The sequence below is a fragment of the Stenotrophomonas sp. GW821-FHT09E08 genome (genome assembly GCF_059416125.1).
This window is the reverse complement of record NZ_JBWKOO010000002.1, coordinates 24,993-50,759: the sequence shown is the minus strand read 5'-3', so window position 1 is coordinate 50,759 and position 25,767 is coordinate 24,993. Positions and strand designations below refer to the sequence as shown.

The window sequence follows — 25,767 nt, the reverse complement described above, 5'->3', positions numbered from 1 at the left end:
GCGCGCGGACGGTCCTTGGGCAGAGTCCGGGCACGGCTGCACTGCAAAGCTTCCCTACGCCGGTATGAGCCGGATCAGGTTCCAAGGGACTGTCTCAACCGTGGCCACCAGGCCGCGGTACCCCCGCTTCTTGGCGTGCATTAGAGCATAGAAACCACTGCATCTCCTGGCGATTCATCCACGCATGGCATGGCGCTGCTCCATCGGCATTAACAGAACCGTGACATCGCATTCAGTAACGTGCACGCGCATCGTGCCGCTGCGGCCGGTGTTTCCGTTGCCGTCTTCGCGGCCCCTGCCCGGCTCGTGCTGCATGCCGCCGGCCCCCTCGCAGCAAGCTCTGCTCGCTCCCCTCAATCCCTTGATCGGAGAAGCTCCTTCATGGTGTTTCGCGTTTCCATCGCGCTGGTTCTACTGCTGGTGCTGCTTGCCGGTGTTGCACCGGGGCCCTTCAATGCCGTGGTGCAATCGGCGCTGGCCGATGTCATCCGCAGCGTCGGCTGGCTGTACCTGCTGGTCGTATTCCTTGCGCTGACGTTCCTCATGTACCTGGCCTTCGGTCGCTTCGGCAACCTGCGAATCGGTGGCGAGGACGCCGAACCCGAATTCTCCCGCGCCAGCTGGATGTCGATGCTGTTCGCCGCCGGCATGGGCATCGGCCTGGTGTTCTGGGGTGCGGCCGAGCCGATTTCCCACTTCACCAAGCCTCCGGAAGGTCTTGCACCGCAGAGCATGGACGCGGCGCGGGCTTCGATGCGCTATGCGTTCTTCCATTGGGGCCTGCATCCATGGGCAATCTACGCGCTGATTGGCCTGGCGATGGCCTGGTTCCAGTTCAACCGCAATGGCCGTGGACTGGTCAGTGACATGCTGCAACCGATCATCGGCCGCCACCATCGCGGCTGGATCGGACGCGTGGTCAATATCGCCGCGGTCGTGGCCACCGCGATTGGCGTTGCCACCACGCTGGGCTTTGGCACCATCCAGATCGCTGCCGGCATGGAACGCGTGTTCGGCCTGCACGCGGGTGTGCCACTGCAGCTGACCATCATCGCCATCGCGTTCGTGCTGTACATGGCGTCCACAGCCAGCGGTGTCGAGCGCGGCGTGAAGTGGCTGTCCAACTTCAATCTTGCGCTGGCCGCGCTTCTTGCGGCCACCGTACTGGTGCTGGGCCCGACCGGATTCATCTTCGATACGTTCACCACCACTCTGGGGTCGTACCTCAACCAGCTGGTAACGATGAGCCTGCGCATGTCGCCGTTCTCGGGCAGCACATGGGTAGCGGACTGGACCATCTTCTACTGGGCGTGGTGGATTTCCTGGGCGCCGTTCGTCGGCTCGTTCATCGCGCGTATCTCGCGTGGGCGCAGCGTCCGCGAGTTCGTCATCGGCGTCGTACTGGCACCGACGGTGCTGGGCTTCTTCTGGTTCGCCGTGTTTGGTGGTACTGCGCTGTGGGCGCAGATCTTCGGCCATGCCGACCTGGTGCAGGCGCTGGGCAACGGCTATGAAACGGTGCTGTTCACCCTGTTTGACAGCATGCCGCTGCCTTTGCTGCTTTCCTGCATCGCACTGGTGCTGCTGATGATCTTCTTCGTGACATCAGCCGATTCGGCGGTGCTGGTACTGGCCAGCATGTCCACTGACGAGGCAGGCGATCCTCCGTTGAAACGCAAGCTGGCCTGGGGCATCGCGGTGGCGCTGATCGCAGCGGCGTTGCTGCTGGCCGGTGGCCTGGATGCACTGCAGGGCATGATCACGATTGCGGCGTTGCCATTCGCGCTGTTGATGGTGCTGGTGATGGTGTCGCTGTACCGGGTACTGGACCAGGAGTACACGCGCGAGCGGCGGCAGGCGCAGCGCCAGCGGCACATGATCGATGCGTGGATCGCACGCGAGATGGCGGCGCAGGAGGAAACCCAGGCGGAGGCCGCGCGCGCGCACGATCAGGATTGAGGTTGTTTTGCAGCCTGCGGCTGCACCGCTTTTTTCAGGCAAAGGCAACGGCCGAAGCCAAGGCGGCTCTGGGTTGTTGCTGGTTGGGCGGGGCGGTATGGGTGGGCAGGACACGCCGTAAACCCGTCCATGGGGGCTCGATGGCGCCATCCATGGCGCCAACGGTCCTGCCCACCCACACCGCCCCACCGCCGACAGTTTCCGTGTGACGATGGGTTTTCCACGCCATGCGTGGATGAGGTGTATCGGAAAACAGGAAGGGGTCGGATCCGTTTTCCTCTGGAAAACGGATCCGACCCCAACCCAAAGCGCGCGGCTGTTGCCGTTGCCTTTGCTCTTGATCTTCTTTTTTCTTTTCCTGCGGTGATGGGCACGGAAACTGTCAGGGGCCGGGCGGGTGGGCTGGGCGGGGGTGTCCGCGGCATGGATGCCGCGGCCAAGCCTCCAGGGACGGATTCACGGCGTCTCCCGCGAACCCAACCCGCCCGGCCAAGCGCGGCTTTTGCTCATAGCCCCCCGCCACGAGGGGCTCAGCCGTTGGCTGGAATCACAGTTCCGAGCGAATGCGCTCGCGCAGCGCCTGCAGATCCTTGGCAAACGCATCGATACCCGTCGCCAGCTTCTCGGTCGCCATCGGATCGGCGGCCAGGTCGGCTGCGAACTTTGCCGCGTCGATCGGCGTCACCTGCACCGCTTCAGCGGCACCGGCCACCAGCTTGCGCGGCAGCTCGCCGTGGTCGGCGTCGAGCTTCTCCAGCAGGTCCGGCGAAATCGTCAGGCGGTCGCAGCCGGCCAGCGCTTCGATCTGCGCAGTCGAACGGAACGAGGCGCCCATCACCACCGTCGGCGAACCGCGGCGCTTGAATTCGGCGTACACGCCGCGCACGAACACGACGCCCGGATCTTCATCGATGCTGGCCGGGGTCTGGCCGTTGGCCACGTACCAGTCCAGGATGCGGCCCACGAACGGCGAGATCAGGAACGCGCCGGCTTCGCTGCAGGCCAGCGCCTGGGTCGGGTTGAAGATCAGGGTCAGGTTGCAGTCGATGCCTTCGGCCTGCAGCACGCGCGCGGCTTCCACGCCTTCCCAGGTCGCGGCGATCTTGATCAGGATCTTCTCGCGCGGCACGCCTGCATCGGCGTACATTTGGATGAACTGGCGGGCCTTGGCCACGGTGGCAGCGGTGTCGTGGGCCTGGTCGGCGTCCACTTCGGTGGACACGCGGCCCGGCACCAGCGTGCTCAGCAGCGCGCCGACGCCGATGGTCAGGCGGTCGGCCACGGCATGCACCACGGCTTCGCGGTCGCCACCCTGCTGGCGGCCCCAGGCCAGTTCGCGTTCGATCAGCTCGGCGTACACCGGCAGGTCCAGCGCCTTCTTCACCAGGGTCGGGTTGGTGGTGCAGTCCACCGGCTGCAGGCGCTTGATTGCCTCGTAGTCACCGGTATCGGCAACGACCACGGACAGTTCGCGCAGCTGGGACAGTTTGGACGGGGTACTCATTACGGCTCCTGGTGCAGGGGGATCGAATCGCGCGCGGTGCGCAGCGGTAATCAGGGGCGGTCGTTGTGGACCGCAGTCACGCGCAGGCGCAGCTTGCGGCCGCCGGGCGCATTCCAGTCGATGCTCTGGCCGATGGCCAGACCAAGCAGGGCACTGCCGACCGGGGCCAGCACGGAAACCTTGCCTTCATCGACGTTGGCTTCGCGGGGGAAGACCAGAGTCAGGACGTGCTTCTCGCCCGACACTTCATCTTCGCACTCCACGCGCGAATGCATCATGACGATGCCTTCGGGAATCTGGTCCGGTGCCAGCACGGTGGCACGGTTGAGTTCTTCGGCAAGCGCGAGCGCGGCAGGCGTCTGGCTCAGCGCAGGGGATTCGAGCATGGCGTCCAGGCGGTCCATGTCGAAGGTAGAAACGGTGATCGACGGCGGCAGGCCGCTGGCGGTGTTCATGGTGAAGCTCCTTGGTTGAAAGCCATGCAAAAGGCGGCACCTGCTGGCGCCGCCTGTCTGTATTGTGGGGACAAATGCGACCGGAATCGACTCCCACCGATTCCGGGCCGGTGCTGCGGGGGATCAGCCGTTCAGCGCGGGGCCGGGCAAGGCGGTCGCGTCGCTGGTGGCATTCAACGCATCAAGGGTGAACAGCGCCTGTGGCAGGCGCTTGAACTGGTCGGCCAGCTCCATCAGGAAGTCGTTCATGGCCGAGCTGCGGCGCCAGATCATGGCGATGCGGCGGCTGGGGCGGCCTTCGCCGGTGAAGTCGAGCAGGCGGATGTTGTTCGAGCGCGGCACCGGCGGCTGCACCGACAGGCTCGGCAGCAGGGTGATGCCGACGTCGGCAGCGACCATCTGCCGCAGCGTTTCCAGGCTGGTGGCGCGGAACTCGGACTTCTCGTTGGCACCGAACAGGCGGCAGACTTCCAGTGCCTGGTCGCGCAGGCAATGCCCGTCTTCCAGCAGCAGCAGCTTCTGCGTGGCAAGTTCCTGCACGTCCAGATGTTCGCGGCGGGCCAGCGGGTGGCGCCCGGAAACAGCCAGCAGGAACGGTTCCTCGAACAGGAACTCGGCATGCAGCTGGTCGTCGATCACCGGCAGTGCCAGCAGCGCAGCGTCGAGCTTGCCTTCGCGCAGGCGGTCCAGCAGCACATCGCTCTTTTCCTCGACCAACAGCAGTTCCAGCTCCGGGAAGCGATCGCGGATGCGCGGAATCACATGCGGCAGCAGGTACGGACCGAGGGTCGGGAAGATCCCCAGGCGCACCGTACCCGCTTCCGGATCGCGGCTGCGACGTGCGGCTTCCTTCAGTTGTTCCACCTCGGACACGATCACGCGTGCCCGTGCCGCCGCTTCCTGGCCGGCCGGGGTCAGCATCACCTTGCGCGGTGCGCGTTCCACCAGCGGCAGGCCCAGCTCTTCTTCCAGCTTGCGGATCTGCGTGGACAGCGTCGGCTGGCTGACGAAGCAGGAGGCGGCAGCCCGGCCGAAATGCTTGTGGTCGGCCAGGGCTACCAGGTACTTCAGATCACGTAGGTTCATCCTTACACCCCAGGGGTAACGGACCGGCTGACGGCATGGTTACCCGACAGGCAGACAATGTTCCCGGTGATCTGGGAACGATGGATCAGGCAGCTTCAGCAACAGCACCACTGCTGCTGCTCACCGACGAGCGGATCAGGTGGTCGAACGCACTCAATGCGGCGGTCGAACCGGCACCCATGGCAATGATGATCTGCTTGTAGGGTACCGTCGTGCAATCGCCAGCGGCGAACACGCCCGGCAGATTGGTCTGGCCGCGATCATCGATGACCACCTCGCCACGCGGCGACAGCGCCACCACATCCTTCAGCCACTCGGTGTTGGGCAGCAGGCCGATCTGCACGAAGATGCCTTCCAGCTCGACGCGGTGGGCGTCGCCGCCGACGCGGTCCTTGTAGACCAGGCCGGTGACGCGGCTGCCGTCGCCCAGCACTTCGGTGGTCTGTGCGCTGGTCAGCACGGTGACATTGGCCAGGCTGCGCAGCTTCTTCTGCAGCACTTCATCGGCGCGCAGGCTGGAATCGAATTCCAGCAGGGTTACATGCGACACGATGCCAGCCAGATCGATGGCTGCCTCCACGCCGGAGTTGCCGCCGCCGATCACCGCCACGCGCTTGCCCTTGAACAACGGGCCATCGCAGTGCGGGCAGTAGGCCACGCCCTTGTTGCGGTACTGGTCTTCGCCCGGCACGTTCATCTGGCGCCAGCGTGCGCCGGTGGACAGGATCACCGAACGCGACTTCAGCACCGCGCCGTTTTCCAGCTGCACCTGCACCAGGCCGTCTTCACCGGCCGGCACCAGCGCGCTGGCGCGCTGCAGGTTCATGATGTCCACTTCGTACTCGCGCACGTGCTGTTCCAGCGCCGTGGCCAGCTTCGGGCCTTCGGTCTCCTTCACCGAAATGAAGTTCTCGATCGCCATGGTGTCCAGCACCTGGCCACCGAAACGCTCGGCGGCGATGCCGGTACGGATGCCCTTGCGCGCGGCGTAGATCGCCGCTGCGGCGCCGGCCGGGCCACCGCCCACCACCAGAACGTCGAAGGCGTCCTTGGCGGCGATCTTCTCGGCATCGCGCTTGCCGGCGTTGGTGTCCAGCTTGGCCACGATCTGCTCCAGGGTCATGCGGCCCTGGTCGAACACTTCACCGTTGAGGTACACGGTCGGTACCGACATGATCTCGCGCTTCTCGACTTCGTCCTGGAACAGGGCGCCGTCAATGGCTACGTGCTGGATGCGCGGGTTGAGCACCGCGGCCAGGTTCAACGCCTGCACCACGTCCGGGCAGTTCTGGCAGGACAGCGAGAAGTAGGTTTCGAACCTGTAGTCGCCTTCCAGATTCTGCACCTGCTCGATCAACTCGGCGGTGGCCTTGGACGGATGGCCGCCGACCTGCAGCAGTGCCAGCACCAGCGAGGTGAACTCGTGGCCCATCGGCAGGCCGGCGAAGGTCAGGTGGATGTCCTGGCCCGGGGTGCCGAGGTCGAAGGACGGCACGCGGCCCTGGCCATCGCGCAGCACCTGCAGCGAAATCTTGTCCGACAGGCTGTCCAGGGTCTGCAGCAGTTCCAGCATTTCCTGCGACTTGGCGCCGTCATCGGCGTGCGCGGTGATCTGGATCGGGCGGGTCACGCGCTCCAGATAGGTCTTCAGCTGCGACTGCAGGTTGGCGTCCAACATCGGGTCATCTCCTGGCTTCAGGCAAACAGGGGGCGTGGCACCGCTGTAGAAGGTAGCGGACCAGCAGGGGGTAGGGGTGAACCCAAGACAGCGACCGTGGAAGGGGCTGGCTGGCCAAGGCGGGCGAGCGTTGGCTGTCTTGGGTTCACCCCCACGCCGGCGGGGGGACCGGCACGGGGATGAAAGGCGCGCCGTGGCGTGGGGCCACGGCAGGCCGGTACTGCTTTAGATCTTGCCGACCAGGTCCAGCGACGGGGTCAGGGTCTTCTCGCCTTCCTTCCACTTTGCCGGGCACACCTGGTTCGGGTTGGCGGCGGTGAACTGGGCAGCCTTCAGCTTGCGCAGGGTCTCGGAGACGTCACGGGCGATCTCGTTGGAGTGGATCTCCAGGGTCTTGATCACGCCTTCCGGGTTGATGATGAAGGTGCCGCGCAGGGCCAGGCCTTCTTCCGGAATGTGCACGCCGAAGGCGTTGGTCAGCTGGTGGGTCGGATCGCCGACCAGCGGGAACTGGGCCTTGCCGACAGCCGGCGAGGTTTCGTGCCACACCTTGTGCGAGAAGTGGGTGTCGGTGGTGACGATGTAGACCTCGGCGCCGGCCTTCTTGAACTCGGCGTAATGGTCAGCGGCGTCTTCGATCTCGGTCGGGCAGTTGAAGGTGAAGGCGGCCGGCATGAAGATCAGGACCGACCACTGGCCCTTCAGGGTGCTGTCGGAAACCTTGATGAACTCGCCATTCAGGTAAGCATTGGCTTCGAACGGCTGGATCTGGGTGTTGATCAGGGACATCGTTTTTCCTCTGGGTGAAGGGGAGTGGGTGAATCGACAGGACCTAGGTTACCGGCTCGCTATCGATAAGAACAATCCATTGATTGCATCTATTTGATAGGTGCAGTCTATCAAAAGGCCATGAGCTGACACTGAACCTTGCCACCCTCATCCTGCAACTGCCTGTGTGACAAGAGAAATCTTCCCAAGGCATGGAAAGGGGCCGATAGCCCCTCCTTATTCCCTCCGGCGGAACCTGAACGGATCGCAGGTTTTTGTAGCGTCGAGCCACGCTCGGCTGGGTCTACCGCGAACAGCAGCCGAGCATGGGCTCGGCTCTACAATTGCGGAATGCCTTTCCAACCCGAACCCTCCCTGCGCCAGGTCGTGGCCGAGGCCAGTGCCCGCCTCGGCGGCGTAGAGGCCCGCCACGAGGCCGAACTGCTGCTGCTGCACGTGCTGGACCGCCCACGCAGCTGGCTGTTCGCGCATGCCACCGATCCGCTGGCCACCGCCGATCAGGCTGCCTTCGAAGCGTTGCTGGCACGCCGCGTGGCCGGCGAGCCGGTGGCCTATCTGACCGGTCGCCGCGGTTTCTGGACGTTGGATCTGGAAGTCGACCCGGCCACCCTGATTCCGCGACCGGAGACCGAACTGCTGGTCGAGCTGGCGCTGGAGCGCCTGCCGCCGGAACGCACGCTGCAGCTGGCCGACCTCGGTACCGGCAGCGGTGCCATCGCTCTGGCCCTGGCCAGCGAGCGGCCACAGGCCCAGGTGCTGGCCACCGATGCCAGCCCGGGTGCACTGGCTGTGGCTGCGCGCAATGCGGCCCGCCATGAGCTGCGCAACGTCTGCTTCGCCGAGGGCGGGTACGACTGGTATGCGCCGCTGCAGGGCGCGCGCTTCGACCTGATCGCCAGCAATCCCCCGTATATCGCCAGCGATGATCCGCACCTGGAACAGGGCGACCTGCGTTTTGAACCGGCCACCGCACTGTCTTCCGGCGTGGATGGCCTGGACGACATCCGCCGCATCGTCGATGGTGGCCAGGCCCACCTGCTGCCCGGCGGCTGGCTGCTGATCGAGCACGGTTGGGACCAGGGCGCCGCGATCCGCGCGCTGTTCGAGGCGGCGGGTTTCACCGATGTGCAGACAGTGCAGGACCTGGAGCAGCGCGACCGGATCACCCTGGGCCAGCGTCCGGCCTAGAATGGAGGTTCTCCTGCCCCGGCAGGGCATCACCCTGGAGCTGCAAGCATGCGTACGCTGTACCCCGCCATCACCCCCTACGACGTCGGCACCCTGAAGGTCGACGACCGCCACACGCTGTACTTCGAACAGTGCGGCAACCCGGACGGCAAGCCGGTGGTGATGCTGCACGGTGGCCCGGGCGGTGGTTGCAGCGACAAAATGCGCCAGTTCCACGACCCGTCCAAGTACCGCATCATCCTGTTCGACCAGCGCGGCGCCGGTCGTTCCATCCCGCACGCCGACCTGGTGGACAACACCACCTGGGACCTCGTCGCCGATATCGAGAAGCTGCGCGAGCATCTGAAGGTCGATCGCTGGCAGGTGTTCGGCGGCAGCTGGGGCTCGACCCTGGCGCTGGCCTACGCCGAAACCCATCCGCAGCGAGTGACCGAACTGGTCCTGCGCGGCATCTTCATGCTGCGTCGCTGGGAGCTGGAATGGTTCTACCAGGAAGGCGCCAACCGCCTGTTCCCGGATGCGTGGGAGCACTACCTGAAGCCGATCCCGTCGGTGGAACGTCATGACCTGATCTCGGCCTTCCACCGCCGCCTGACCAGTGAAGACGAAACCACTCGCCTGGAAGCGGCAAAGGCGTGGGCGGTGTGGGAAGGCGCGACCAGCTTCCTGCATGTGGACGACGACTTCATCAACAGCCACGAAGACCCGCATTTCGCGCTGGCCTTCGCACGCATCGAGAACCACTACTTCGTCAACGGTGGCTTCTTCGAAGTGGAAGACCAGCTGCTGCGCGACGCGCACCGCATCGCCGACATCCCGGGCGTGATCGTGCATGGCCGCTACGACGTGGTCTGCCCGCTGGCCAACGCCTGGGACCTCACCAAGGTCTGGCCGAAGGCGAAGCTGGAAATCACCCCGGCGTCGGGTCACTCGGCGTTCGAAGCCGAGAACGTGGACGCGCTGGTGCGCGCGACGGACAGCTTCGCCTGATTGCAGGTAGTGCCGGCCGCTGGCCGGCAACGCCTTACCGGTAGCGCCGGGCCATGCCCGGCGGCATTCCATTCCGCCGCCGCAATGCGGCTCGCCGGGCATGGCCCGGCGCTACCAACGCTCATCCACGCAAGGCGTGGATCTACCAATCCCCGGCCAGCAACGCGTCGGCCAGCACCTGCAGTTTCGGTGAATGCTGCCGCGAAGGCGGATAGATCAACGACAGCGCGCGGCTGCGGCCTTCAAACGGCTGCAGCACGCGCTGCAGGCGGCCATCGGCCAACGCGTCGGCCACCGCGAAATCCATCACCTGCACGATGCCGATGCCCGCAATCGCTGCCTCCACCAACGGGTCGCCGCAGTCAAACACCATCCGCGTCGGCGGCGTGACCTCGCGCAGCTGCCCGTCCTGCAGGAACTGCCAGTCCACCAGCCGGCCGCTGCGCAGGTTGCGCACCGCCAGGCAGGCGTGATCCTGTAGCGCCGCCACATCGACCGGCGCGCCGCAGCGGGCCAGGTAACCCGGGCTTGCCACCGTCACCCAGCGCAGTGGCTTCAACGGACGCGCCACCATGCGCTGATCAGCGATGGTGCCGGTGCGCAGGGCGGCGTCGAAGCCTTCCTCCACCAGATCCACCAGGCGGTCGCTGAGTACCGCTTCCACCTGCAGGTGCGGATGCTGCTGCAGCAACGGCCCAAGCAAAGGCACCAGCACCCTGCGCCCGAACATCGACGGCGCGCTGATCTTCAGCGTGCCTGAGGGCGTGCACGGACGGTCGGCCAACTGCCGCTCGGCATCGTCGAGGCCGGCCAGCAGCGGCGACACCTGTTCGACGAATTGGCGGCCGTCCGGAGTCAGTGCCACGTTGCGGGTGTTCCGCTGCAGCAGCTTCACTCCCAGGCTGGCCTCCAGCCGCCCGATCGCGCGCGACAGGCCGGATTGGCTCAGGCCGAGCTGGCCGGCGGCCACGGTGAAGCTGCGGGCTTCGGCCACCTGCACCAGCATGCGCACTGCGTTGAGGTCCATCGATGCTGCATTCATGCTGAAAATCATGACAGATATGGTCGCTTAGGGGTTTATTGATTGGGCTGCATCAATGAGACTGCGTTCCCCCACCGTGCCAGACCGCCGATGCCTCCCCTCAAATACCCGCGCTGGGCGCTGACCCTGCTCGCCACCGCCCAGCTGATCATCGCCCTGGATGCCACCATCATTTTCGTCGCCCTGCATGACATGGGGCGCGCGCTGCAGATCAATGCGCAGCAGCTGCAATGGGTGGTCAGTGCCTACACCGTGGCCTTCGGTGGCAGCCTGCTGCTGGGCGGGCGCGCCGCCGACCTGATTGGCCGCCGTCGCTTCTACCGGCTGGGCATGCTGCTGTTCGCGCTGGCCTCGCTGCTCGGCGCGCTGGCGCCGAATGCCACGCTGTTGATCATCGCGCGCGCCGCGCAAGGCGTCGGGGCGGCGCTGCTGTTCCCGGCCACGCTGGCGCTGATCAACACGCTGTACGCCGAAGGCCCGGTGCGCAATCGTGCGCTGGCGATCTGGAGCATGGCCAGCGCAGTTGGTCTGGCGCTGGGCACGCTGCTTGGTGGCGTGCTGACCCAGGCGTTCGGCTGGCCGGCAGTGCTGGCGGTGATCGTGCCGCTGGCCACCGCCTGCGCGCTTGCTGCCGGTGCGTGGCTGCCGGCCGACGGCCCGCGCGTGCACGGCCGTTCCTTCGACCTGGCCGGTTGCCTCACCGTCACCGCCGGCGGCAGCCTGCTGGTTACCACCTTGGTGCAGGGCCCGGAATGGGGCTGGACTGCGCCGGCCACGCTCATCTGCCTGCTGCTGTCAGCCGTACTGTTGACGGTGTTCGTGCAGATCGAAAAGCGCAGCCGTGACCCGCTGATGCAGTTCGCGCTGCTGCGCTTGCCCGGCCTGCGCGCGGCGCTCGGTCTGACCTTCGCCTTCATGAGCAGCTATGGCGTGCAGTACTACTTCCTGGCGCTCTACTTCCAGGATGGTTATGGCTGGAGCCCGCTGCAGGCCGGCATGGCCTTCCTGCTGCCGACATTGGTGTGCACCTTCGGCATCCGCATTGCCGAACGCATGCTGCGGCGCCGTTCGCCACGGCAGGTGCTGGCCTGGGGCTTCGCCGCCGGTGCCATCGGCATCACCGCGGTGGCGCTGGCGATGCCGCATGGCGCCAGCTACTGGCCGCTGCTGCCGGGCATCGTGGTGCTCAGCGTGGGCCAGGGCATGAGCTGGACGGCGATGTGGATCGTGGCCGGGCACGGCGTGCCGGGGCCGCAGCAGGGTGTGGCGTCCGGCATGGCCGCCACCGCACAGCAGATCGGCGGCGCGTTGGGACTGGCGGTACTGGTGATGGTGGACAACGCCGCGCGCGGCATGCAGGCGGCAACCAGCCCTGATGCGCTGCAGGGCATGGTCAATGCACAGTACGGCGCCGCGCTGTTCGCCGCGTTCGGCGTGGTCATCGCGCTGGGCCTGCGCCCGGCAACAGTAGTGGTAGTGCCGGCCGCTGGCCGGCAAACACAATGACCCAACTACCCTGAGGTTGCCGGCCAGCGGCCGGCACTACCAACCCGGGATGGATCCACGCGCGTTCAACCCAATGCCAGCAACTGCGGCTGCAACGCGCTGAAGATCCGCGCCAGCCGCTGCGCCCACGCCAGCTGCCCGGCGGCATCGGCGATCAGATCCTGGCGGATTTCCAGTTCCACATGCACCAGACCGCGGCCCTCGCCATGCACAGGTACCGCGTAGTCGCTGGTGCTGCTGACCGAATACGGTTCGTTGTCACCCACCACCAGATCGCCTTCCTCGCGCAGTGCCTGCAGCAAGGCATGGGCAAAACGCGTGTCCTGGTGGTACAGCACGCCGGCATGCCACGGTCGCTGTGCGCCGTTCATCGCCGGGGTGAAGCTGTGCATCATGACCAGCAGGGTGGGGCGACCGGCATCGCGGCGTGCGTCCAGTTCCGCGTCGATGCGTGCGTGGTACGGCGCGTGGACAGCATCAATGCGCTGCTGCCGCTGCGCCGCCGACAGCCCGGCGTTGCCCGGTACCACGGTGTGGTCGCTCACTTCCGGAATCAGCGTCGGCGAGGCCAGCGGGCGGTTGCAGTCGATCAGCAGCCGCGAATAGGTCTGTTCGATTGCCCAGGCATCCAGCCGTTCGGCCAGTGCGCGGGTGGTGCCGGCAATGCCGATGTCCCAGCCGATGTGGCGATCCAGTTCGACCTGCGGCAAGCCCAGGCCGGCGAGGGCGCGCGGCACCTGCTGGCCGGCGTGGTCGGCCAGCAGCAGGTACGGCGAAGCGCCCTGCGGCCGGTGGATCGTGTAGATCGCAGGATCACCGGCACCCAGCAGCGCCGGTAGTGAGTGCAGGTCGGCGTCAGCCACGTGGGCGCCCGTCCAGGTGATGCTCGATCATCCACAGGCCGGCCCAGAGCTTGGCGTCCAGCTCGTAGCCTTCGCCCATCTTCTGCACCAGCCACGCCGCCGCCTGTGCACGCGGGATCTCGTGCACGGTGATGTCCTCGCTGTCATCGCCTCCACCTTCGCCGATCCGGCGCAGGCCGGTGGCACGGACGAAGGCGATCTTCTCGCTGCTGGCGCCGGAGGACGTCGGGCCGATCATCAGCACTTCAGCGTGATCGGCGGTCCAGCCGGTTTCTTCTTCCAGTTCGCGTACGGCCGAGACCTCGATCGATTCGCCGGCATCGACGTCGCCGACCAGGCCGGCCGGCATCTCGATGGTGGGCGCCTGCAGCGGCACGCGGAACTGTTCGACGAACAGCATCTTGTCCTCCGGGGTAACGGCGATGATGATCGCCGCCAGGCCACCGGCGTGGGTGCGTTCGCTGTATTCCCAGGTGCCACGCACGACCATGCGCTGGTACTTGCCTTCGTAAACGACGCGCGGTGCTTCGGTGTTTCTCTGGCTCATGCGGGCTCGCTGGAAGTGGGGAAAGGGTCGGACATGCCGGCTGTGGTGGCAGCGCCGGGATCGTTCACGCCTGCGGCGTTGAACAGGCGGCGGCGGGTCAGCGGGCCGAAGCGCAGCGCCTGGCACAGGCCGCCCAGCAGTTCCGGGTCGGCTGACTGCCGCAGCAGGCCGGGCTGGCAGCCTTCCAGCGGCGCGTCCAGGGCAATGGTGGTCAGCTGCCGCCAGAGCTGGGCGTGCTCGCGCTGTTCGCGCAGGCGCACGGCCATCTGGGCGGCGCCGCGCAGGCGCAGGAAGGGCACTTCGTCCAGGCGTTCGTACAACGCGTCCAGGCTGCCGAAATGGGCCAGCAGTACCGCCGCCGACTTGGCGCCCACGCCGCTGATGCCGGGAATGTTGTCCACCGCATCGCCGCACAGCGCGAGGTAATCGGCGATCTGGTGCGCATGCACGCCGTGCCGCGCCTTCACCCCGGCTACGTTCCAGCGCTGGTTGCGTGCGTAATCCCACTGCTCATCGTGGTCCAGCAGCAGCTGCGACAGGTCCTTGTCGGCGGAGATGATCAGGCCGCGATGGCTGTGCCGGTGCTGGTGCAGCGCGCTGCCGATCAGGTCGTCGGCTTCGTAATCGTGGTGTGCCAGCACCACCAGGCCCAGCGCCGCACATAGGGCCTTGCAGTGCACGAACTGGCGCTTCAGCGCTTCCGGCGCCGGGTCGCGGTTGGCCTTGTAGGCCGCATACAGGCGATGGCGGAAGCCACTGTCCAGCGCCTCGTCGAAGGCGATGGCGATGTGCCGGGGGCGTTCGCGCTCGAGCAGGTCCAGCAGGAAGCGGGCGAAGCCGTGCACGGCGTTGGTCGGCCAGCCCTGGCTGTCCTGGAACTCGTCCGGCAGCGAATGCCAGGCGCGGAACACATAGATGCTGGCATCGACCAGATAAAGCGGCGGCGGCACCGGCGGAACACTTACGGCGCTCACTGCCCGGTCCAGTCCTGCAGCAGGGCGGCGGCATCGGGGCGCTCGCGCTCGGGCACTTCGGCCTTCGGCGTGCCGATGTGGATGAAGCCGGCGATGCCCTCGCCCTCGGCCAAGCCCAGATGGGCATGCACGGCTGGATCGAAGGCCATCCAGGCGGTCAGCCATTGCGCACCGAAGCCCAGCGCCTGCGCGGCCTGCAGCAGGGCGAAGCAGACGCAGCCGGCGGTCATCAGCTGTTCCTGCTCGGGCACCTTCGGGTCCGGGCGCGGGCTGGTCACCACCACGATCACCAACGGCGCATGGCTGAAACGCTGGCGGTCTTTCTCGAACACGGCGTCGCCCGCGTGCGGGTCGCGCTGGCGGCTGCGCTCTGCCAGGAAGTCGCCCAGAGTGTGACGTGCATCGCCAGCGATCTTCAGGAAGCGGAACGGCACGCGCTTGCCGTGGTCAGGCACACGCACCGCGGAGACCAGCATCCGCTGCAGAGTAGCCGGGTCCGGTCCAGGCTCGCCCAGTTGCCGCGAGGGCACTGAGCGGCGGGCATCCAGGGCGAGCAGGGCGGCGGGGTCGGGCATGGAGTCTGAACCGGTCATCACGGGTGTTTGATTATAGTCGGGGTGGTCAAAGACGCCGTTTGTGTCGCGTCCGGACCTTGAATATCAAACTGTGATGAACGTCATGCCACTGGCGGGAAAAGGACGGCCGCTTCCCCTCGCCTCGCAGGCCTTGCACGGCTTACGATATCTATCTTGCCGGGCCGCCGGTCATGAGGTTTGAAGTGAGGACTGTTTCACTGTCCGTGATGGGCTGGCCGGCCTACCATCGACGTACCGGTACATGGGGTGTACCGGTCGTCGCGATGTCCATGCTGTCTGTCGAACCAGAGAAGGTGGGGAGCCTTCCCGAATGATGAGCGCGCCCACACCGATGGGATCGCCGGGCCGTGACCCGGCACAGCTCCAGCGTGCCCGGGAGGTGGTCCTGCCTGCCCTGTGCCAGGCCTTCGGGGCCGCACTGGCGCGTTTCGACGATGCCCTGTTCGACCGTGCCGGCAATGCCGGCTCGTCGCAGCTGTTGTTCCTTGATGCGATGCGCGAACTGCGCCGCCGCCGCGAGGACATTGCTGCCGCCTTCGCCAGCCACCTGCAGCTGGCCTGGGATGCGTTGGCCAGCGGTGAGCCGCTGTCGGCCGAGGCGACCCTGTCGGGTCCGGCCGAGGACAGCCTCAGCCTGCTGGATGAACACGTACTGGAATCGCGGCTGGCGGTGCGCAACTTCGCCACCGTGCTGCTGCGCGACTTCAAGCCGGTGCTGGCGCGGCTGGATCGCCGCCTGGGCCGGCTGATCGGTAGACCCGAACTGGATGCCGACCACAACCCGATCAGCCCCGAGCACCTGGGCGTGGCCATCCACGAAGCCTTTGCCGGCTGCGAGCTGGCCCCGGAAGTGCATCTGGTGCTGATCAAGCTGTGCGAGCGCGACCTGCGCGCGCCGGTGGGCCGCATCTACGAGAAGCTGGACGAACAACTGGCTGCTGCCGGGGTGATGTCGCAGATGGGGGCGCAGCAGCGTCCGTTGTCAGCCGCGCCCGAGCCGCGCGTGCCTTCAGGCCTGGACGATCTGGTCGAGCAGCGTCAGGGCGTGGGCTTCGATGCTGAATCCGGCGATGACGAACAGGCCGCACCGGCGTGGGCGCAGCGCTTCGCCGCACGCTGGTCCGAGCGCCGCGGCCACATGCAGCAGCATCTGGCTGGCGAAGACGGCGGAACCGGCGAGGCCTACGTGGGCCAGCAGGGCATGCTGCTGGAAGCGCTGCACGAACTGCTGCAGCAGACCCGCCATGTGCGCGAGGATGCAACGTCGGCCGCACAGGTTGCAGTTGGCCAGCATCGCCCGTTGAGCCAGCGCGAGATGATGTCGGTGTTGTCGCTGCTGCAGGCCACGCCCAGCGCGACCCTGCGCGCAGCCATCGGTGAGGACGGCGAATCGCTGGCGCAGCGGCTGAAGAGCGAAGTCCTGTCCAGCGCCACCCGGCTTGGCGTCGACCCCGGCCAGAGCCGGCTGGATCCGCAGGACGAAGATGCGATCGACCTGGTCGGCATGTTGTTCGACGTGATGCTGGACGAACGCGAGCTGGAGGGCCGCTCGCGCGAACTGATCGGCCGTCTGGTGGTGCCCTTCGTCAAGGTCGCCATGCTTGATCGCCGCATGTTCGTGCAGAAGACCCACCCGGCGCGCAAGCTGCTCAACTCGCTGGCCGAGGCCTGCGAAGGCAACACCGGCGAGAGCCAGGCCGAGCGCATGCTGATGGCCAAGGTCGAGGAAATCATCGAGCGCCTGGTGGCCGAGTTCAACGAGAACCTGGCCATCTTCCTGACCCTGGAAGAAGAGTTCCGCGAATTCCTCGTGCAGCATCGCCGCCGCGTGGAAATTGCCGAGCGTCGCGCCGCCGAAACGCAGCGTGGCCAGGAAAAGCTGGAAATGGCTCGCAGCCGTGCCGGCGCCGAACTGGACCGCCGCATCGGCGATGCTTCCCTGCCGCCGGCCATTGCCGAGTTTCTGCGCCAGCCGTGGCAGCACCACCTGACCCTGGCGCTGCTGCGCGAGGGCGAAGAAGGCGCGTCGGTGGCCGAGGCATTGAGCCTCGGCGACGGCCTCCTGGAGGAAGTGGCCGAGGCACGCCGGCAGATTGTCGGCAAGCCGTGGCTGCAGGCCTGGCAGCCGGTGCTGGCCAAGGTGTTTGCCAGCGTCGGCGTGCACGGCGATGCGGCTACGGGGGCGATCGACGCCTTGCATGACACGTTGCAGGGCATCGCCGAGTCGCGCCCGGAACTGCAGCGCGCGCTGCCGGAGCTGCCGCAGGTCGCATTGCCGGCGCCGCCGGTGGCCGAGTCGCCCGCAGTGGAGTTGAGCGGCCAGATCGACGCCGATGACTTCGACAATGCCGACGCCGATCGCTTCCGTCGCATGGAGATCGGTAACTGGCTGGACTTCGTCGACAAGGACGGCAAGGTCCAGGCCGGCAAGCTGTCCTGGGTCAGCCCGATTTCCTCGCGCCTGTTGTTCGTCAACCGCCGTGGCGTGCGCTTCTGCGTGGCTTCGCCGGAGGAACTGGCGGTGATGGTGCGGTTGGGCCGCCTGCGTGCCCACGTTGACGACGGCGCCTTCGACAGCGCCATGCAGGGCGTGATCGATCGGCTGGACCCGGGCAACGCCACCCTGCACTGAGCAGTGACGGCCTGCTAGGATCGGGAAAACACACCGATCAGCGGGGACCTGCATGGCCGTGGCGTTGCTGGGGATCAAGGAGACCGCGCCGGGCGAACGGCGCGTGGCACTGACGCCGGAAACCGCGCGCAAGCTCGGCGCGCTGGGCGTCAGCGTCTGGTACGAAGCCGGTGCCGGCCTCGCTGCCGGTTTCACCGATGCTGCCTATGACGATGCCGGCGCGCGGGTCTTCGACGCCAGCCGTTGGGGCGAGATCGACATCCTGCTGTGCGTGCAGGCGCCGCCGGCGGCGGTGCTGGAGCAGCTCAAACCCGCCGCCAGCGTGGTCGGACTGCTGACCCCGGCCAGTGATCCGGCGCTTGCAGCATTGGCCGCTGACGACCGCCTGCACCTGTTCCCCCTGCAGCAGCTGCCACGCACCACCCGCGCGCAGGCGATGGACGTACTCAGTTCGCAGGCCGGCATGGCCGGTTACAAGGCCGCGCTGATCGCGGCCGAGCGCGCACCGCGCTTCTTCCCGATGCTGACCACGGCAGCCGGAACCGTGCGTCCGGCCAAGGTTCTGGTAATCGGTGCCGGCGTGGCCGGCCTGCAGGCCATCGCCACCGCGCGCCGGTTGGGTGCGCAGGTGGAAGGTTTCGACGTGCGTCCGGAAACCCGCGAGCAGATACAGTCGCTGGGGGCGCGTTTCCTCGACCTGGGCGTCAGCGCGGCAGGCGAAGGCGGTTACGCGCGTGCGCTGACCGATGAAGAGCGCGCCGAACAGCAGCGCCGGCTGGCCGACCATCTGCGTAGCGTGGATGTGGTGATCTGCACCGCAGCGGTACCGGGGCGACCGGCGCCGACGATCGTGACTGCCGCAATGGTGGAAGGCATGGCCACCGGCAGCGTGATCGTTGATCTGGCCGCCGAAAGTGGCGGCAACTGCGCGCTGACCCGGCCGGGTGAGTGCATCGAGCACCAGGGCGTGACCATCGATGGCCCGCTGGGGCTGGCCAGTCGCGGCGCGACCCAGGCCAGCGAGATGTACGCGCGCAACCTGCTGAATTTCGTCGCGTTGTTCGTGCGTGAGGGGCAGCTGGCGTTCGACTGGGACGACGAGCTGCTGGCGAAGACGCGCTGGCAGGCGTGACCCGGTAGCGCCGGGCCATGCCCGGCGAGCGCAGCGGAAGGCACTGGATCCGCCGGGCATGGCCCGGCGCTACCGTGTTACCGCGGCTTCGCCGGCGGCGGATTTTCCCGCACCCAGTCCTTGCGCTGTTCCGGCGTCATCTGTGACCAGCGCTCGCGCAGGGCGTCGCGCTGCGCAGGTGGCAAATCACGCATCTGGCCGAACAGGGCACGCGCCTGCTCGCGCTGCTCCGGGCTCATGTGTTCGAAGCGGCGTAGCCCACGGCGGGCCTTGTCGCGTTCCTCCGGACTCATCGATTGCCAACGCTGGCCATGCGAGAGCATGCGTTGGCGCTGGCCAGCGTCGGCGCTGTTCCAGCGGTCGCGCAGCGGCGCCAGCAGGGATTCGCGCTGGGCGTCGCTCAGTTGTTCCCATGCCGGCAGCGGTGCGGTCGGCACGGGACGCGGAGCAGGAGCGGGTGCGGCGCTCTGTGCCAGCGCCGGGACGGCCGGCAACAGCGACAGGGCCAGCAAGAGTGGCAGGGTATGCAGTCGGGACATGGGTTCACTCCATCGCCAGGTCGTTGTCGCCCAGCCACAGGTACAGATCAGGATTCTCGTCGTACAGCGCGCTGTTGTCTTCCACTGCCGCCAGCACCGGTGCTGGCGCAGGGCCCGTCAGCGTGCCATGGCCAGTGAACTGCAGGCCGATACCCAGTGCCACCACCAGCGAACAGGCGCTGGCCAGCCACCAGCGCCAGCGCCCGCGATGGGCCGCGCCGGCGCCATGGCGGGCCTGGCGCAGCCGTGCCAGCGTCGCCGGCGACAACGCCTGCAGCGACTGCGCGTGCAGGCTGCGCAGGGTGTCATCGGAAGGCAGGGGGCGGTTCACGGGTGGGTCTCCAGGTAGTCCTGCAGCGCTTGCCGGGCGCGTGCCAGATGGGTTTTTACCGCGCCTTCGCTGCAGCCCATGGCGCGGGCGGTGGTGGCCCCGTCCAGGTCCTGCAGCACGCGCAGGGTGAAGGCCTCGCGCTGGCGGGCGGGCAGGGTGCGCAGTGCCTGCACCAGCTGCTGGTACTGCTGGTGTTGCTCATGCGCCTGCGACGGGTCGGGGCCGGGGTCGGCCCAGTCGATCTCGCCGCCGTCGGCGTCCTGGTTGTCACGCCAGAACGGCAGGCGGAAGCGGCGCCGGCGCTGCAGGTCGATCACCCGCCGGCGCAGGATGCTCCAGAACAGCGGTGCCCATTCGGCGGCCGGCTTGTCGGCGTAGTCCAGCATGCGCAGCAGGGCATCCTGCACCGCGTCCAGCGCATCCTCGCGCTGGCGCAGGCCGGCCTCGGCGAAGCGGAACGCACGCGGGCCGACGCTGGCCAGGAACGCCTCCAGCGATGCCGGCAGGGCATCGGTCTCGGCGCTCGGGGGGAGGTGGCTGCTCACCAGCACAGGGTACGGTTCCTCGCTCGGGGTCACCATTGGCAACGCGTGAGCGCGGCTTTGGTTGACGCCGGGCGCGCGCCGGGTTCAGCCCATGGTTATGATGGGGCGACGAAGACAGAGCGGGAGCGTTGCCAGTGAGTGACGGGTTCGTAGCGCTGTACATCTTCATGCTGGCGGCCATTGCCGGCCACGTGATCATTTCGCGGGTGCCGGTGATCCTGCATACCCCGCTGATGTCGGGGTCCAACTTCATCCACGGCATCGTGCTGATCGGCGCGATGGTGGTGCTGGGTCACGCGCAGACGCCGCTGGAAAAGGCACTGGGCTTCCTGGCCGTGGTGCTCGGTGCCGGCAATGCCGCCGGTGGCTACGTGGTCACCGCACGCATGCTGGAAATGTTCAAGCCGAGTGCGCCCAAGCGCGACAAGGACGAACCGAAGGAGCCGCAGGCTTGAACATCAGCACCATCGAACTGCTCGATTGGCTGGTCAAGGCCAGCTACCTGGTCGCCGCCACGCTGTTCCTGCTCGGCCTTCAACGCATGGCCTCGCCGCTGACTGCACGCAGCGGCATCCGCTGGGCCGGGCTGGGCATGCTGCTGGCCACCGTGGCCACCTTCTTCCTGCCCGAGCTGCACAACGTGCCGCTGATCCTGGTGGCGCTGCTGCTGGGCGCCGGCCTGGCGTGGTGGTCGGCCGGCAAGGTCGCCATCACCGACATGCCGCAGATGGTGGCCCTGTACAACGGCATGGGCGGCGGCTCGGCCGCGGCCATCGGTGCAGTGGAACTGTTGCGCTACGCCTTCCTCGCCAACCGCGATACCAGCCACTGGAGCGCACAGGCGCTGGCCGACCTCGCTGCCCGCCAACCCTCGGGCATGGTGCTGCTGCTGGCGGTGGTCGGCGCGGCCATCGGTGCGGTGTCGCTGTCCGGCTCGGTGATTGCCTGGGCCAAGCTCGACGGTCGCCTCGACAAGCGCGTGACCTGGCCCGGGCAGCAGGTGATGAACCTGGTGGTGGCACTGGCGGTGGTGGTGCTGGCGATCATCGCGGCCAGCACGCTCAACACCTGGGCGATCGTCGCCTTCTTCGTGCTGGCGCTGGCGCTGGGCGTGCTGATGACGCTGCCGATCGGTGGTGCCGACATGCCGGTGGTGATCTCGCTGTACAACGCGTTCACCGGCCTGGCGGTGTCGTTCGAAGGATATGTGCTGGGCAACGAGGCATTGATCATCGCCGGCATGATGGTCGGCGCGGCGGGCATCCTGCTGACCCGGCTGATGGCCAAGGCGATGAACCGGCCGATCCGCAACGTGCTGTTCTCCAACTTCGGCGGCGCTGCGGCGGGCGAGGCGCAGGCGATTTCCGGTTCGCAGAAGCCGATCGAAGCAGCTGACGTGGCGGCGATGATGGCCTTCGCCGAACGCGTGGTGATCGTGCCCGGCTACGGCATGGCCGTCGCCCAGGCCCAGCACAAGATCTGGGAGCTGGCACAGCGGCTGATCGCACGCGGGGTGAAGGTGAAGTTCGCGATCCACCCGGTGGCCGGACGCATGCCGGGGCACATGAACGTGCTGCTGGCCGAGGCCGGCGTGCCCTACGACCTGATCGCCGACATGGATGACATCAACCCGGAATTCGCCAACACCGACGTGGTGCTGGTGATCGGCGCCAACGATGTGGTCAATCCGGTCGCGCGTACCGACCCGGCCAGCCCCATTTACGGCATGCCGGTGCTGGATGTGGTCAACGCCCGCAACGTGGTGGTGATCAAGCGCGGCAAGGGCACTGGCTTTGCAGGCATCGAGAATGCGCTGTTCTACGCTGACAACACCCGCATGCTGTACGGCGATGGTGCAGAAGCCGCGGCCTCGCTGGTCAGTGAGCTGAAGGGGCTCGACGGGGGGCATTGAGGGAACGGGGTCGGATCCCTTTCCGCAGGAAAGGGCTCTGACCCCACATCCAACATCCGCCATCCACGCATGGTGTGGATCTACGCGCTCAGCGTGCCAGCCAGGCGCCCACAGCCACACCCAGGGCCAGCCACAGCCATTCCATCGCGCCATTGGCGAGGGTGATCAGCGTCCAGGCCAGGTGCGGACCCATCCGCGTGGTCGCATCCCACAGGTCCAGCCCGATCGAGCCACCCATCCAGGCGCTGGCGATGGTCCAGTTGGCCACCGCAGCCACCAGCAACGTGCCCAGCACCACCAGGGTGATGCGCAACCGGCCCGGCCCCAGCGTGCCCATGCGCAGCATGAACACCAGCTCCAGTGCGGTCACCACGGCCATCCAGCCGACCTGCCGGCCGGTCATCAGCGCCAGCACCATCCAGGCAAGGGGAGCAACAAGCAGGCCCAGCAGCAGCATGAGGGGCCAGAGCCAGGTCACGGTCCTGGCACGCGCGGCATTGGAGGACATCGAAGCTCCCTGAAAGTCATCCACAGGATACTGTGGTTTGCCGCAGTGCACCGGCGAGGGTAGGGCGGCTGGGCTAGAATGCCGTCTTGCGTGGCCTTGGCCACGGCCCCATATCGGTCCCCATGTATTCCCGTAGCAGCGAACCTGTCCACTTCGAACGCGATTGCGAGGCCGTGATGGTCCCGCAGGGCGACACCGTGACCCTGCCCGCCGGCAGCTATGGGTACATCACCCAAGCGCTGGGCGGCAGCTATTCGGTGTTCGTGGAAGGCAACCTGTTCCGTATCGCCGGCAAGGACGGTGACGCCATCGGCAAGGAGGCGCCGGCACCGCTGGAGCTGCCGGCCGATGCGACCGACGAGCAGGTGGAGCAGTTGGTGTGGCAGCAGCTGCGTACCTGTTTCGATCCGGAAATTCCGGTGAACATCGTCGAACTGGGCCTGGTCTACGAGGTCGAGATCAAGCACCTGGACGAAGGACAGCGCGAGATCGACGTAAAGATGACGTTGACCGCGCCGGCCTGCGGCATGGGCGACATCCTGGTCGACGACGTGCGCAGCAAGCTTGAAATGATCCCGACGGTGGCCGAGGCCGACGTCGAGCTGGTGTTCGACCCGCCGTGGAACCAGCACATGATGTCCGAGGCTGCCCGGCTCGAGACCGGCATGCTTTGACCCACGGCCCGCAGTGACGCGGGCCCGGTACTACCCGCAACCAGAACAGGAAATCTCCGGTGTCCCAGTCCATTCCCAGCTTCGCCGTCACCCGTTCGGACCACCCGCGCAGCGCTGAAGAGCGCGCCCAGATCCTGGAGAAGCCGGGCTTCGGCCTGCACTTCACCGACCACATGGTGGAAGTGCGTTGGGACAAGGACACTGGCTGGCACAACGCCAACGTGCGTGCCTACGGCCCGCTGCAGCTGGACCCGGCCGCCGCGGTGCTGCATTACGGCCAGGAAATCTTCGAAGGCATCAAGGCCTACCGCCATGCCGACGGTTCGATCTGGACCTTCCGCCCGGATGCCAACGGCCGCCGCCTGCAGCGTTCGGCGCAGCGCCTGGCGCTGCCGGAACTGCCGGTGGAGATCTTCGTTGAATCGCTGAAGCAGCTGATCGCCGTCGACAGCGCCTGGGTGCCGTCGGCCGATGAGTCGAGCCTGTACTTCCGTCCGTTCATGATCGGCGACGAAGCCTTCCTCGGCGTGCGCGGCGCGCACAAGGCCGGCTACTACGTGATCGCCAGCCCGGCCGGCCCGTACTTCGCCAAGGGCGTGGCGCCCGTGTCGATCTGGCTGTCCACCGAGTACGCACGTGCGGCCAAGGGCGGCACCGGTGCCGCCAAGTGCGGTGGCAACTACGCCGCCTCGCTGCTGCCGCAGCAGAAGGCGCAGGCGCAGGGTTGCTCGCAGGTGCTGTTCCTCGACCCGGTCGAGGGCAAGTACCTGGAAGAACTGGGTGGCATGAACGTGTTCCTGGTCTACAAGGATGGCACCCTGGTCACCCCACAGCTGTCCGGCAGCATCCTCGAAGGCATCACCCGCGAGAGCATCCTGCAGCTGGCCCGCGACCGCGGCATGAAGGTCGAAGAGCGCAAGGTCAGCATCGACGAGTGGAAGCAGGGCGTGGCCTCCGGCGACATCGCTGAGGTGTTCGCCTGCGGTACCGCCGCAGTGGTCACCCCGATCGGCCAGCTCAAGGGCGAAGGCTTCTCGGTGGGCGACATCAATGCACCGGCTGGCGAAGTGACCATGTCGCTGCGCAAGGAACTGACCGACATCCAGTACGGCCGCCTGCCGGACCGCCACAACTGGCTGGTCAAGCTGGGCTGATCGCCCGCGTTGAACCTGTAGCGCCGGGCCATGCCCGGCGGCTCTTCTTGAAAGCCCGTCCCAGTGACGGGCTTTCTGCGTTGTGGCCCGCCCGTCGACCGCAGCAGACGGGCGCTTGACGCAAATAGGTTTGCAATGCAAACTTAATTCAAGCGACCCCGATGGAGCGTGTCATGCAGCAGCCGTCCGTCATTGATCCTTCCTCGCGCCTGCAGGCGTTGACCCGTGAATACTCGCGTTACTCGCGCAGTGCCGGTGGCCTGTCGGCGATCGCGGGCGGTGTTGCCTGTCTGGCATCCTTCCTTGCGGGCGCGCTGTTGCCGACCACCCTGACGCTGCGCGTCGTGCTGATCGCCGTACCGGTGCTGTGGATCGTCGGCAAGCAGTGGCTGGCGCGTCGCTACTACCAGCGTCTGGGCCAGGTCGAGGAGCAGGTGACGCCGGCCGAGCGCAACTTCCAGCGCTTCTTCATCGCCTTCACCGCCTTGGTGAGCGGGCTGGTGATCGGCAGCGTGCTGACCCGGCTGGCGCCGATGGGCGAACGCCCCTGGGACCTGCGCGCGATTGGCTACCTGGTCGTGGTGGCACTGTTGCCCTGGGTGGTGTGGCGCTGGCTGCGTACGCCGCTGGAGTTCATTGTGGGGGTATTCCTGCTGTGCCAGGCCGCGCTGGCCTTCACCGGGCAGGCGTATGGCTTCGGCGCGAGCACCGTCGTGTTCCCGCTGGCATCCATCGCACTGATCGTGGCCGGCTGGCGTGACCACCAGCGCTTCCAGCGGCTGCAGGTGGAGATGCGCGCGTTCATGGCGGCGCGGACGAACGTCGAATGACCCAGCTGCCTGATTCCCGAGCGCTGCTCCAGCTCGATCGCTTGATCCATGAGCCAGCACGCCTGCTGATCCTGTCGATCCTGGCAGGTGCCGAATCCGCCGAGTTCGGATTTGTCGAACATCTCAGCGGGTTGAGCAAGGGCAACCTCTCCAGCCATCTGAGCAAGCTTGAAGCGGCAGGGTTGGTCGCCATCGACAAGTCGTTCCGCGGCAAGCGCCCACTGACCACCCTGCAGTTGACGCCGATGGGCCGCACTGCCCTGGCCCAGTACCGCACGCAGCTGGCGGCGATCGTTGCCGGCATTCCCGATCCGGATCGAAAGGACTCCTGAC

The 25,767-nt window shown here is 66.9% G+C and carries 26 protein-coding genes and 1 riboswitch; of the genes, 12 read left to right on the top strand and 14 right to left on the bottom strand.

Annotated elements, in window-relative coordinates; genetic code table 11:
* Positions 1-33: 33 nt before the first annotated feature.
* Positions 34-135: riboswitch (TPP riboswitch) on the bottom strand.
* A 246-nt stretch (positions 136-381) separates the two neighbouring features.
* Positions 382-1,959: a BCCT family transporter gene (locus AC07M7_RS02700; RefSeq protein ID WP_253078756.1), complete on the top strand. Its 1,578-nt coding sequence runs from the start codon at positions 382-384 to the stop codon at positions 1,957-1,959.
* A gap of 547 nt (positions 1,960-2,506) precedes the next feature.
* On the opposite strand, the gene AC07M7_RS02695 is transcribed toward AC07M7_RS02700, so the two are convergent.
* From AC07M7_RS02695 to ahpC, 5 genes are all read right to left on the bottom strand, one after another.
* The gene (locus tag AC07M7_RS02695) at positions 2,507-3,463 is read right to left on the bottom strand and encodes a transaldolase (protein WP_495206671.1); all 957 of its coding nucleotides are present in this window, start codon (positions 3,461-3,463) and stop codon (positions 2,507-2,509) included.
* A 50-nt stretch (positions 3,464-3,513) separates the two neighbouring features.
* The gene (rnk, locus tag AC07M7_RS02690) at positions 3,514-3,918 is read right to left on the bottom strand and encodes a nucleoside diphosphate kinase regulator (protein WP_014036052.1); all 405 of its coding nucleotides are present in this window, start codon (positions 3,916-3,918) and stop codon (positions 3,514-3,516) included.
* A 123-nt stretch (positions 3,919-4,041) separates the two neighbouring features.
* Entirely contained in the window at positions 4,042-5,004 is a 963-nt protein-coding gene (locus AC07M7_RS02685) for a LysR substrate-binding domain-containing protein (protein ID WP_046985201.1), read from the bottom strand.
* A gap of 85 nt (positions 5,005-5,089) precedes the next feature.
* Positions 5,090-6,682 carry an alkyl hydroperoxide reductase subunit F gene (gene ahpF / locus AC07M7_RS02680; RefSeq protein WP_136639796.1) on the bottom strand — a complete coding sequence of 531 codons (1,593 nt, stop codon included), beginning with the start codon at positions 6,680-6,682 and terminating at the stop codon, positions 5,090-5,092.
* A gap of 225 nt (positions 6,683-6,907) precedes the next feature.
* Positions 6,908-7,471, bottom strand: coding sequence for an alkyl hydroperoxide reductase subunit C (ahpC, locus tag AC07M7_RS02675; protein WP_004144811.1), 564 nt, complete (start codon positions 7,469-7,471; stop codon positions 6,908-6,910).
* A gap of 330 nt (positions 7,472-7,801) precedes the next feature.
* On the opposite strand from ahpC, the gene prmC reads away from it, so the two are divergent.
* Complete coding sequence (prmC, locus tag AC07M7_RS02670) at positions 7,802-8,659, top strand: peptide chain release factor N(5)-glutamine methyltransferase (protein ID WP_495206670.1); 858 nt, start codon at positions 7,802-7,804, stop codon at positions 8,657-8,659.
* A 48-nt stretch (positions 8,660-8,707) separates the two neighbouring features.
* Positions 8,708-9,649, top strand: a complete 942-nt coding sequence (pip, locus tag AC07M7_RS02665; protein ID WP_046985204.1) for a prolyl aminopeptidase — start codon at positions 8,708-8,710, stop codon at positions 9,647-9,649.
* Between the two features lie 142 nt (positions 9,650-9,791).
* Here pip and AC07M7_RS02660 read toward each other — a convergent pair whose 3' ends face one another.
* Positions 9,792-10,676, bottom strand: coding sequence for a LysR family transcriptional regulator (locus AC07M7_RS02660; RefSeq protein ID WP_295380496.1), 885 nt, complete (start codon positions 10,674-10,676; stop codon positions 9,792-9,794).
* Positions 10,677-10,781: 105 nt separating this feature from the next.
* Here AC07M7_RS02660 and AC07M7_RS02655 point away from each other — a divergent pair, with 105 nt between their 5' ends.
* On the top strand, positions 10,782-12,197 hold the full coding sequence (locus AC07M7_RS02655) for an MFS transporter (protein WP_495206669.1): 1,416 nt from the start codon (positions 10,782-10,784) through the stop codon (positions 12,195-12,197).
* Between the two features lie 65 nt (positions 12,198-12,262).
* Here the strand turns inward: AC07M7_RS02655 and AC07M7_RS02650 are convergent, their stop codons facing one another.
* The 4 genes from AC07M7_RS02650 to AC07M7_RS02635 are packed head-to-tail and all read right to left on the bottom strand — an operon-like array spanning position 12,263 to position 15,156.
* Positions 12,263-13,060 carry an N-formylglutamate amidohydrolase gene (locus AC07M7_RS02650; protein ID WP_295380489.1) on the bottom strand — a complete coding sequence of 266 codons (798 nt, stop codon included), beginning with the start codon at positions 13,058-13,060 and terminating at the stop codon, positions 12,263-12,265.
* Complete coding sequence (locus AC07M7_RS02645; RefSeq protein WP_495206668.1) at positions 13,053-13,607, bottom strand: NUDIX hydrolase; 555 nt, start codon at positions 13,605-13,607, stop codon at positions 13,053-13,055. The genes AC07M7_RS02650 and AC07M7_RS02645 overlap by 8 nt, the downstream gene beginning before the upstream one ends.
* Entirely contained in the window at positions 13,604-14,581 is a 978-nt protein-coding gene (locus AC07M7_RS02640) for a 5'-3' exonuclease (RefSeq protein WP_248298516.1), read from the bottom strand. The genes AC07M7_RS02645 and AC07M7_RS02640 overlap by 4 nt, the downstream gene beginning before the upstream one ends.
* Complete coding sequence (locus AC07M7_RS02635) at positions 14,578-15,156, bottom strand: nitroreductase family protein (RefSeq protein WP_046985227.1); 579 nt, start codon at positions 15,154-15,156, stop codon at positions 14,578-14,580. The genes AC07M7_RS02640 and AC07M7_RS02635 overlap by 4 nt, the downstream gene beginning before the upstream one ends.
* A 331-nt stretch (positions 15,157-15,487) precedes the next feature.
* On the opposite strand from AC07M7_RS02635, the gene pacR reads away from it, so the two are divergent.
* Together pacR and AC07M7_RS02625 are read left to right on the top strand one after the other, a co-directional pair.
* Positions 15,488-17,809, top strand: coding sequence for a PacR family protein (gene pacR, locus AC07M7_RS02630; RefSeq protein WP_495206667.1), 2,322 nt, complete (start codon positions 15,488-15,490; stop codon positions 17,807-17,809).
* 52 nt (positions 17,810-17,861) lie between these two features.
* Complete coding sequence (locus tag AC07M7_RS02625) at positions 17,862-18,941, top strand: NAD(P) transhydrogenase subunit alpha (protein WP_046985209.1); 1,080 nt, start codon at positions 17,862-17,864, stop codon at positions 18,939-18,941.
* Between the two features lie 77 nt (positions 18,942-19,018).
* Here the strand turns inward: AC07M7_RS02625 and AC07M7_RS02620 are convergent, their stop codons facing one another.
* Genes AC07M7_RS02620 through AC07M7_RS02610 form a run of 3 tightly spaced genes read right to left on the bottom strand, consistent with a single transcriptional unit; the run spans position 19,019 to position 20,392 of the window.
* The gene (locus AC07M7_RS02620) at positions 19,019-19,480 is read right to left on the bottom strand and encodes a DUF3106 domain-containing protein (RefSeq protein ID WP_136639801.1); all 462 of its coding nucleotides are present in this window, start codon (positions 19,478-19,480) and stop codon (positions 19,019-19,021) included.
* Between the two features lie 4 nt (positions 19,481-19,484).
* Complete coding sequence (locus AC07M7_RS02615) at positions 19,485-19,811, bottom strand: DUF3379 domain-containing protein (protein ID WP_136639802.1); 327 nt, start codon at positions 19,809-19,811, stop codon at positions 19,485-19,487.
* Positions 19,808-20,392, bottom strand: a complete 585-nt coding sequence (locus tag AC07M7_RS02610) for an RNA polymerase sigma factor (RefSeq protein WP_495206666.1) — start codon at positions 20,390-20,392, stop codon at positions 19,808-19,810. The genes AC07M7_RS02615 and AC07M7_RS02610 overlap by 4 nt, the downstream gene beginning before the upstream one ends.
* 98 nt (positions 20,393-20,490) lie before the next feature.
* Between AC07M7_RS02610 and AC07M7_RS02605 the strand changes: the two genes are divergently transcribed.
* Together AC07M7_RS02605 and AC07M7_RS02600 are read left to right on the top strand one after the other, a co-directional pair.
* Positions 20,491-20,811: an NAD(P) transhydrogenase subunit alpha part 2 gene (locus AC07M7_RS02605; RefSeq protein ID WP_046985213.1), complete on the top strand. Its 321-nt coding sequence runs from the start codon at positions 20,491-20,493 to the stop codon at positions 20,809-20,811.
* Positions 20,808-22,268, top strand: a complete 1,461-nt coding sequence (locus AC07M7_RS02600; protein ID WP_046985214.1) for an NAD(P)(+) transhydrogenase (Re/Si-specific) subunit beta — start codon at positions 20,808-20,810, stop codon at positions 22,266-22,268. Before AC07M7_RS02605 ends, AC07M7_RS02600 begins: the two co-directional genes overlap by 4 nt.
* An 88-nt stretch (positions 22,269-22,356) precedes the next feature.
* Here the strand turns inward: AC07M7_RS02600 and AC07M7_RS02595 are convergent, their stop codons facing one another.
* Positions 22,357-22,776: a hypothetical protein gene (locus AC07M7_RS02595; protein WP_295380482.1), complete on the bottom strand. Its 420-nt coding sequence runs from the start codon at positions 22,774-22,776 to the stop codon at positions 22,357-22,359.
* Positions 22,777-22,898: 122 nt separating this feature from the next.
* On the opposite strand from AC07M7_RS02595, the gene sufT reads away from it, so the two are divergent.
* The 4 genes from sufT (at position 22,899) to AC07M7_RS02575 (ending at position 25,766) form a co-directional block, all read left to right on the top strand.
* Positions 22,899-23,450, top strand: a complete 552-nt coding sequence (sufT, locus tag AC07M7_RS02590; protein WP_004144911.1) for a putative Fe-S cluster assembly protein SufT — start codon at positions 22,899-22,901, stop codon at positions 23,448-23,450.
* A 59-nt stretch (positions 23,451-23,509) separates the two neighbouring features.
* A complete protein-coding gene (locus AC07M7_RS02585; protein ID WP_046985216.1) occupies positions 23,510-24,604 on the top strand; it encodes a branched-chain amino acid aminotransferase in 1,095 nt (364 codons plus the stop codon).
* Between the two features lie 173 nt (positions 24,605-24,777).
* A complete protein-coding gene (locus tag AC07M7_RS02580) occupies positions 24,778-25,434 on the top strand; it encodes a hypothetical protein (protein WP_495206665.1) in 657 nt (218 codons plus the stop codon).
* Positions 25,431-25,766, top strand: coding sequence for a transcriptional regulator (locus AC07M7_RS02575; RefSeq protein ID WP_253078072.1), 336 nt, complete (start codon positions 25,431-25,433; stop codon positions 25,764-25,766). Before AC07M7_RS02580 ends, AC07M7_RS02575 begins: the two co-directional genes overlap by 4 nt.
* Position 25,767 lies beyond the last annotated feature (1 nt).